The following is a 6,962-nucleotide window of genomic DNA, read 5'->3' on the forward strand; positions in this document are numbered from 1 at the left end:
GTCCGGGGAGGGCGCCATGACCCGCTCCCTGGCCTCGGTCCACTCCGCGACCCGGTCCCCGTCGCCGCAGGCCTTGACGAAGGCGATGAGCAGGTCGGCCCTGGGCGGTGCGTCGCGGCTGAGCATGGCGGAGACGGAGCTGCGCGGCAGGATGTCCCCGGCCGCCGCCGCACGCTCTTCGAGCCGCCGGTACGAAAGGCCGGAGCGCTTCTTGAGGCGGCGCAGCGACTCCGACAGGGTTTGTACGTCCTGGACCTCTTCGGGCCCAGCGCTTCCCTGATTTCCCATACGCACGATCGTGGCGCCCGCCCGCGCGCTCCGACAATGTCATTGCTTGCCAGTTCGTACCCGCCCGGCCGGTGCCTACAGCGGCAGGACCGTGCGTTGACTCGTCATCGGCTGGACGCCGCTGACGGTGCGGGCGATCGGGCCGTCGTCCTCGCAGAGGTTGGTGTTCTCGCTGAGCCACGCGCCGACGCCGGGGGCGACCGGCAGCTCCCGGCCGCAGGCGACATCGGCCGTGAAGTTCCCGGCGCTGGTGGCGTCGAGGCCGTTGCCCAGGTCGACCTTGGTCTCGGCGAGGGCGGGCGTGGCGGCGGACAGGGCGGCGGCGGCCAGCAGACCGCAGGTGATGATCTTTCGCATGCCCTGCAAACGCGTGGCGGCGCGCCGGGTCACGGGATCGGGCGGTGACTCAGCGCCACGCGTGGCGGATCTTCAGCCGTCCGTACCCCATGACCCCGGAGATCCGGATCGTCGGTCCGCCGGGACGGGAGGGCTGCCGGGTGCGGTAGCGGAGGTCCTTCCAGCCCGTGTGCAGTCCCTCGATGTCGACGACCGCGTCGCGCGGCACGGTGATCCTGGCCCGGCCGGTGCCGAGCCGCAGTTCTATGTCGGCCTCCGGGCCCTCGAAGACGGCCCGCGACAGATCGAGGTGCACCGCGCCGAAGGCGGACTCGACCGTGAGCCTGCGCGGCACCCGCCAGGCGCCGCGCCGCCGGATGCGTCCCCCCGCGGCGGCGATCGTGGACGTGGTCGGCGCCTTCTCGCGCGGCAGCGAGGACAGCACCGACGCGAGGTCGGCGTGCGTCGCCGCCGTGAGGACCCCGTCCAGGCCCTCGTCCATCGCCGCGTGCGTGATGTGCCCCTCGGCGTAGGCCTCCTGGAGGCGCCGCACGGCCGCTTCGCGGGCGTCCTGCTCGATCGGCGACAGCGGGTTTTCCGGTGCGGAGGTCACCGGGCTCACTGTAGTGCCGACCCGGCCGAGCCGTCCCGGGACCCGTCAGCCGAGGCCGAGGAAGACACCGCCGGGCGTGGTGAGGTCGTCGTTGTACAGGTGGAAGGCGCTGAGGGACTTGGCGACCTCGTGCTGGGAGTTGAAGGCGTCGCCGTCCAGGTCGAGGCGGCGGAAGACGAGCGCGGCGTCCGCGCCCGAGATCCCGCAGAAGTCCAGGTACCTGGCGAACTCGTCCTTGCTGATCCGCTTGTCGCGGTCGACGTCCAGGACGTTGAAGACGGCCTGCGCGAGGTCGTCGAGGAGCCCCGCCGCCCGGGTGCCGTAGCCCACGGCGCGGTGCGCGGCGACGAAGTCGTCCGTCGACAGCCGGTCGCGCCCGGGGGCGGCCTGCGCCAGGAGCCCCAACCACTGCGTCCAGTACGCCCGCTCCAGGTCCTTGATCCTGGTGTCGCTCTTCTCCAGCGCGTAACCGGCGGCGAACCGGTCCACGACCCGCTCGTGATCACGCCACGTCACGAAGCCGTCCCCGTCGGTGTCGAGAACGGTGAACAGCCGCCGCAGCCGACGGGTGAGCGGATCGGACGTCATCATGCGTCACGCGCCTCTCGCTGGATCGTGGAGCTCATGGACGGCACTTCGACGTAGCAGACGTACGAGAGGCGGCGATGGTTCATTGCGGCGGGCGACGCGGTGCGGGGATCGACGGGGCGGGCTGCCGGTCGATGCGCAGGGAGAGCCGCCGCACGGCCACGCGGCCGGTGGTGAGGGTCCCGCGCGCCGTGCTGGTGCGGACCCCCGTGCGCAGCGCGTGCCACAGAAGGGGATCGGCGGCGAGGAGACGGGGCTCGAACTCCAGACGGTTGCCGTCGGTGTCGCAGAGGATGACGCGCTGCGCGACACCGTCGTGCCAGGCGACCGAGACGAGCCGGTCGAGGCGGACACGGCGGGTGCGGACGAGGCCGCGGGCGGTGAGCAGGCCCGAGGCGGCCGTGACGTGGGTCGGCCACAGAATGGCGAAGAGGACGACGCCGAACGCCGCCCAGAGCAGGGCCCGCGTCAGGGTGAGGGAGCTGGCGACCGCGTCGACGCCCTCCAGGAGCACCAGGAGCGAGGCGGCGACCCCGACGGCCGGGACGGTGCCTCGTGGCGGGCGTGCGTCGTGCGCGCGAAGTGGCGTCATCCGGCCAGCTCCCGTGTGTCCAGGCGGATGCGCCAGATGTTGCGCCGGCGCGCGGCGGTCAGGTCGGCCTGGAGCGGTGACGGGGGGACCGTCAGCACGTGGCAGACCGCGTGGGCCAGGCAGTAGCGCGCCACCGACGGCAGCAGCGAGCGGCGCAGCAGACCGCCCCGCCTGCTGCCGACGACAAGCACGTCCTGGGGGTGCCCCGCGACGTCCACCAGCGCGGCGCCGGTCGTGCCGCACACGGTGAGACCGGCGAGCGGGACGCCCGGCGGCATGGCGCCGAAGGCGGTGTCGAGGATGTTCCGCAGGCGTTCCACGGCCACGGAGCGGTAGTCCGTGGCCGGTGGGGGCGACTGGTGCGAGCGGCGGGTGAGGTCGTCGATCGGCTTCCACGCCAGTACGGCCCACAGCTCCGCCTCCCGCAGCCGGGCCTCTTCGGCGGCCCGGTGCAGCGCCGTGAGGCTGCCGGGACTGCCGCTCACACCGACCACGACCCGACGGCGTGCTCCACTCGCTGGTTCGCGCATCGGCGCACCCTCCCTGTCTGCCGTTTCCGGCTGTCTCAAGGCAAGCGCCGAGCCGTCGAACGATGCGGTGCCACTGATGCCGCTCTGACACGGGAGGCAGGATTGCTGATGCGTTCCTGACGCCGTACCAGATCGGCCCTCAGCGGTACGTCGTGACTCGGCTGACCGGCATCGGAGCATGGCGCGCGCCCTGCCCAGGACGCCGCCCGCCCACTTGTGGCACGTTCAGGGGGTTCCCGTGTTGTTGTGCCCGTACGAGACCGGACCCGAACCCGGGCAACCGGTCGGGAAACGTGCCGCTGCCGAAGGCCACGGCGCCCGCCACGTCGCGTGGGACCCCCCGCGCGCGGTGGTGTGCGCGGCGGTCTCGTGTGCCTCGCGCGCCCTCCGTATCCCTGGCATGTCAGGGGTACTCGTGTAGCGGCCAAACAAGCGCCGCCGACGCCGCCGTACCGCACGCGCGGCCCGGCCCCGGAACCGAACGCCAGGAGGAGCCGCACGTGACGCACGACCCCCCGCCGCCGGGCCGCGCGCTGATTCCCACGCGCATGTACCTCACCACCGGCGTGGGCCGTCACCGTCACGAACCGCAGGCACACGACCTGATGTACCTCAACGCCGGTCTCGGCCGGGTCAGCCGCGTGCGCGTCGCGGGACGCGTGCCGCCCGACTGCGCCCTGCTCACCCGGGAGGAGGGCACCCGCCTGCTCCAGGACGGGCAGATCCTCTTCACCGTCCAGGCGCTGGCCGAGACGAGCACGCCGGGGAGGCGGATCGGCGCCTCGGTGGCGGTGGCCCTCCCCGACGGCAGGGCACCGGGACGTGTCGCCGAGGTGCACGAGGCGGACGCCGTCGGCAAGGACGCGGCGCAGGCGGCGGCGGAGGCGGCGCGCACGGCCCTGACCGCCGTGGCCCTGGAACTGGGCGATCTCGGCTTCCACGCCGACCGTCAGTACCGCCCGGAGAGGGAGCGCTATGTCATCTCGGGCAAGACCGTCACGGTCCACGCGGCGGCCGTGGACGCCGTCGGACCGGAGAACGGGGACCACATAAAAATCGTCGCCTCGCTGGTCTTCCTCTTCTGAGCACCGGTTCGGAGTACGGGTTCTGCGTACGGGTGGCCGCCGCCCCCTGACTCAGCGCGCGAGATCCGCCTGCGGCCCCATGACCACGACGGGGCGCTCGCGCGGCTCGAGGAGTTGCAGCAACTGGCGCATCTGGTCGCGCGGAAGCGCGACACAGCCCTTGGTGGGTCCCGCGTGATCGACGTGGATCCAGACTCCGCCGCCCTTCTCCTCCCCGAGGGGACGGGTCTTGTCGAGCGGGGAGGTACCTGGCTTCCGGTTGTAGTCGATGGCCAGGACGTAGTCGAAGGTGCCTTCGAGCGACTCGCCGTAGAAGCCGGTGCCCGGCTCGCGGAACTCCTCGCTCCGGTCGTACGGCAGTTGCGTACCGGGGTCGGGCAGCAGGCCGCCCGCGTCACCGATCCGGAACACCCCGCTCGGGGTGCGCAGGTCGTCAGCCCGGTGGTCCCGTGTCCAGCCGCGCGCGGCGTTGCGGGCCTGCCACGGCCCCGCCTCGCGACGCCAGCCCGTACGCCCGCTGCGGGTGTAGAGCGAGGCGGAGGAGTAACTGGGGCTGGTCACCGGGCCCCCGGAGACCACGAGGACCTGCCGCGTGTCCGCCGCGATCGCCGCCTGCGTGGCCGGGCCGAGGCCGGGAATCCGGGTATCCGGCCCGTTGGCGGGGCCGGGACCGGGGTGGCCCGAGATGGAGTCGGACGAGGCGGACTGGCCGGCGGAGCGGGGAGCGGGGGTGTTTCCGCAGCCGACGACGGCAAGGCAGAAGGCGGCGACAAGCACGGGCAGGCAGACGCTGCGGGCTGTGGCACGACGCATGGCGGATCCTTTGCGCGCCGCTGCGGAAGGCTGCTCCGTGCGGCTGGTGGTTCGGCGCGGACGCTTGCGTGGTGAGTATCGCCTCCGAGGCGTCCGCAGTCGTGGAGCCGAGCCGTGGACACGGCGTGGTCGCCGTGCGGCACTACGGCGAACGGGCTGCGGACGCGTCGGCGCCGAAGCGGCGGCCCGCACGCTCCCGTCGCCGGGACGGCGGCGGAAGCGAGCGCCTCGTGATTCGACTCGGGTCCCGGGGGTAACCGCACTCCATGCCAGAGACACGTGAATGGGTGCCGCAATCTCTCGCACGCGCCATCCAGCGGCGCAGAACCCCGCGGCACGCCCGGGCCGGTCGCCGACGGGGGCGGCTGCACCGCCGGATTCTCGCCTACCGCGACGTCGAGATCATCCACGCCCCGGCACCGGTCGCCGAGGCGCACAGCCTGCTCCTCGTGTACACCCGCCGGGTGGTCGGCCAGCTCACCTACGAGGTGTGCGAACAGTGTGCGAGCGGCCTCATCACCGAGATCCAGGTCACCGCCCCGCTGCGGGACAGCGGCCTCGGCACGCGCGCGGTCTCACACCTGCGCGCGTGCTACCCCGACGTCGCCTGGCGGAGCTGCCTCACCCAGCGGATGACCCGCGACCTGGCCCACCGCATGCGCATGCCGCAGGCCCGCACCAGGCGGACCTGCGCCCACGCCCAGGGATGAGGTCAGGACTGCCAGGTGAACGTCGCCACCGCGCCCGCCGGAAGCGTGTACGTCAGTGAGCGTCCGGCGTCCGTGACGGAGAACTGCTGCGAGGACGAGCCCGTGTTCACCGCGTACAGGACGCGTTCACCGTCGGGGTTCTGGAAGGCGACGTTCTGGATCGTGCCGTTGGCCGTGGAGCCGATGCGGGTGGCGCCCACATCGACGAATTTCGAGAGATGGCCGAGCATGTAGTACTCGGCGTTGCGCGTGACGTTGCCGCCCGCGACCTCGACCACGCCGTTGCACCGGTTGGAGCAGTGGCCCTGGTGGGGGCCGCCGTTCTGGTCGAGCGCGAGGTTCCAGGTCACCACGGTCTCGCCGCCCGCGCGCAGGTTGCGCACCACGAGGTTCTCGGCCTGCCACTTCAGGCTGTCTTTGAAGGTGTTGGCGGTGTCGGAGGAGTCGGTGCCCGAGCACTCCGTGAAGAACACGCGCTTGCCCGCGTCGCGGATCTGCTGCTGGGCCTCCGGGGCGCCTCCGTAGCAGTGGAAGGCCGCGCCGATCAGCCGGGACATCCCGGACGTCCTGCCGAAGACGTCGAGCGGGTAATTGGGGTGGTCCCAGTTGTGGTCGTAGGCCAGCAGGTTGGTGGGCAGGCCGTTGGCCGTGAGCGTCCTGTCCAGCACCTTGAGGAAGTTCGCCTGCTCGGACGAGGTCATCCCCATGGAGGGGTAGCTCGTCTCGAACTCCGGCTCGTTCTGCGCGGAGAGCTCGCTGAGCTTGATCCCCTCGGCGCCGTAGGCCTTGACCGTCTTGACCAGGTAGTCCGCGAAGTGCTGGTAGTGGGCCGGGTCGAGCCTGCCGCCCTGGAGGCTTCTGCTGGTCTTCATCCAGGCGGGTGCCGACCAGGGTGTCCCCATGAAGCGGATCGAGGGGTTGACCGCCTGGGCCTGCTTGATGACGGGGATGGTCTCCCGCTTGTCCCGGGCGATGGAGAACGAGCCCTGGGTGTCCTCGTACGTCGAGAAGCCGCTCCCGGCGTTGAAGTCGCTGGTGCCGAGCGGCTGGCGCAGGTAGTTCAGGCCGATGCCGTCGCCGTCGCGGGAGAAGAGCGACTTCAGGAGGGAGCCGCGGGTTCCGGCGGGGAGCTGCTGGATCAGGTGGGCCGACGCCTCCGTCACCGAGGCGCCCGCTCCGGTGAACTTCTGTCCGCTGGCGGAAGGGTTGATCTGGATGTTCGTCGGACGCGGTCCACCGGTGAAGGGGGTGGAACCGGCGTCCCGCAGCTTGCTGCCGCCGTCCGCCGTGGTGATCCACACACGGGCGGAGTCGGCGGCGGCCGGGCCCGGGGTGCCGTCCTGCGCCGCGTAGGCGATGGTCGTGCCGGTCAGGGCGAGGGCCGCCGCCRRSWCSGCSSKYSTSKCG

9 protein-coding genes and 1 pseudogene are annotated in these 6,962 nt (G+C 72.1%); 2 read left to right on the forward strand and 8 right to left on the reverse strand.

The features are described 5' to 3' along the window. The 6 genes from AB8Z36_RS24715 to AB8Z36_RS24740 form a co-directional block, all read right to left on the reverse strand. Positions 1-288: helix-turn-helix domain-containing protein (locus AB8Z36_RS24715; RefSeq protein ID WP_369215568.1), on the reverse strand; the 288-nt coding region annotated here is incomplete at its 3' end. Between the two features lie 75 nt (positions 289-363). Next, positions 364-645, reverse strand: coding sequence for a hypothetical protein (locus AB8Z36_RS24720; protein WP_369215569.1), 282 nt, complete (start codon positions 643-645; stop codon positions 364-366). Between the two features lie 49 nt (positions 646-694). Next, positions 695-1,237: a DUF1707 SHOCT-like domain-containing protein gene (locus AB8Z36_RS24725; protein ID WP_369215570.1), complete on the reverse strand. Its 543-nt coding sequence runs from the start codon at positions 1,235-1,237 to the stop codon at positions 695-697. A 45-nt stretch (positions 1,238-1,282) separates the two neighbouring features. Beyond that, a complete protein-coding gene (locus tag AB8Z36_RS24730; RefSeq protein WP_369215571.1) occupies positions 1,283-1,828 on the reverse strand; it encodes an EF-hand domain-containing protein in 546 nt (181 codons plus the stop codon). Positions 1,829-1,907: 79 nt separating this feature from the next. After that, the gene (locus AB8Z36_RS24735) at positions 1,908-2,417 is read right to left on the reverse strand and encodes a hypothetical protein (RefSeq protein ID WP_369215572.1); all 510 of its coding nucleotides are present in this window, start codon (positions 2,415-2,417) and stop codon (positions 1,908-1,910) included. Next, complete coding sequence (locus tag AB8Z36_RS24740) at positions 2,414-2,947, reverse strand: universal stress protein (RefSeq protein ID WP_369215573.1); 534 nt, start codon at positions 2,945-2,947, stop codon at positions 2,414-2,416. The genes AB8Z36_RS24735 and AB8Z36_RS24740 overlap by 4 nt, the downstream gene beginning before the upstream one ends. A gap of 500 nt (positions 2,948-3,447) precedes the next feature. Between AB8Z36_RS24740 and AB8Z36_RS24745 the strand changes: the two genes are divergently transcribed. Continuing rightward, positions 3,448-4,032, forward strand: a complete 585-nt coding sequence (locus tag AB8Z36_RS24745; protein ID WP_369215574.1) for a pyruvoyl-dependent arginine decarboxylase — start codon at positions 3,448-3,450, stop codon at positions 4,030-4,032. Positions 4,033-4,083: 51 nt separating this feature from the next. Here AB8Z36_RS24745 and AB8Z36_RS24750 read toward each other — a convergent pair whose 3' ends face one another. Continuing rightward, positions 4,084-4,845: a L,D-transpeptidase family protein gene (locus tag AB8Z36_RS24750; protein WP_369215575.1), complete on the reverse strand. Its 762-nt coding sequence runs from the start codon at positions 4,843-4,845 to the stop codon at positions 4,084-4,086. A 266-nt stretch (positions 4,846-5,111) separates the two neighbouring features. Between AB8Z36_RS24750 and AB8Z36_RS24755 the strand changes: the two genes are divergently transcribed. Next, entirely contained in the window at positions 5,112-5,555 is a 444-nt protein-coding gene (locus AB8Z36_RS24755; RefSeq protein ID WP_369215576.1) for a hypothetical protein, read from the forward strand. An 11-nt stretch (positions 5,556-5,566) separates the two neighbouring features. On the opposite strand, the pseudogene AB8Z36_RS24760 reads toward AB8Z36_RS24755, so the two are convergent. Continuing rightward, a pseudogene (locus AB8Z36_RS24760) lies at positions 5,567-6,928 on the reverse strand (glycoside hydrolase family 30 protein); the annotation flags it as partial. Positions 6,929-6,962: the final 34 nt, after the last annotated feature.

This window comes from Streptomyces flavofungini, from assembly GCF_041028215.1.
Lineage (GTDB): Bacteria > Actinomycetota > Actinomycetes > Streptomycetales > Streptomycetaceae > Streptomyces > Streptomyces flavofungini_B.

Bases quoted from the DNA above. Each gene is read 5' to 3' on its own strand.
- AB8Z36_RS24735 (WP_369215572.1), bottom strand. From the start codon at position 2,417: ATGACGCCACTTCGCGCGCACGACGCACGCCCGCCACGAGGCACCGTC.
- AB8Z36_RS24755 (WP_369215576.1), top strand. From the start codon at position 5,112: ATGCCAGAGACACGTGAATGGGTGCCGCAATCTCTCGCACGCGCCATC.
- AB8Z36_RS24720 (WP_369215569.1), bottom strand. From the start codon at position 645: ATGCGAAAGATCATCACCTGCGGTCTGCTGGCCGCCGCCGCCCTGTCC.
- AB8Z36_RS24750 (WP_369215575.1), bottom strand. From the start codon at position 4,845: ATGCGTCGTGCCACAGCCCGCAGCGTCTGCCTGCCCGTGCTTGTCGCC.
- AB8Z36_RS24730 (WP_369215571.1), bottom strand. From the start codon at position 1,828: ATGATGACGTCCGATCCGCTCACCCGTCGGCTGCGGCGGCTGTTCACC.
- AB8Z36_RS24740 (WP_369215573.1), bottom strand. From the start codon at position 2,947: ATGCGCGAACCAGCGAGTGGAGCACGCCGTCGGGTCGTGGTCGGTGTG.